The organism is Xanthomonas sp. SHU 308 (assembly GCF_000364645.1).
Classification (GTDB): domain Bacteria; phylum Pseudomonadota; class Gammaproteobacteria; order Xanthomonadales; family Xanthomonadaceae; genus Xanthomonas_A; species Xanthomonas_A sontii.
Genome location: NZ_AQOK01000881.1, coordinates 1 through 365, shown reverse-complemented (window position 1 = coordinate 365; position 365 = coordinate 1). Strand labels below are relative to the sequence as shown.

1 protein-coding gene is annotated in these 365 nt (G+C 77.5%); it reads left to right on the top strand.

What is annotated here, in order from left to right:
- Positions 1-113: 113 nt before the first annotated feature.
- A partial coding sequence (locus D588_RS28680) for a hypothetical protein (RefSeq protein WP_232764350.1) occupies positions 114-365 on the top strand: 252 nt, incomplete at its 3' end.

The following is a 365-nucleotide window of genomic DNA, read 5'->3' as shown; positions in this document are numbered from 1 at the left end:
CGGCAGCCGGCTCGCTGTTATCCGCTGCGATCGCCGGTGGCGGTGGCGGTGGCGGTGGTGCCGGGGCCGGCGGTGCAACTGGCGCCTCCATGGCCGCTGGCGCGGGAGAAGGCATGGGCATGCGGCTCGCGGGCACCGGCTTGCGCGCCTGCGCCTCCGGCAGTGGCGCAGCAGGTACTTCCGCTTCCATGCGCGCGGAGGCCACAGGGGCGGGTGCTGTGGCCTTGGGGGCCGCCGGCGCGGTGGCATCCGGGGCCGGTTCCGCGGAGGGCGGTGCCGGCGATGCGGCTGGCGCAGAAGCGGCGTCGGTGGCAGGCGTCGCTGCCGGAGCAGGCGCTGCCGACGGCATCGGCGCCGAGGGCACC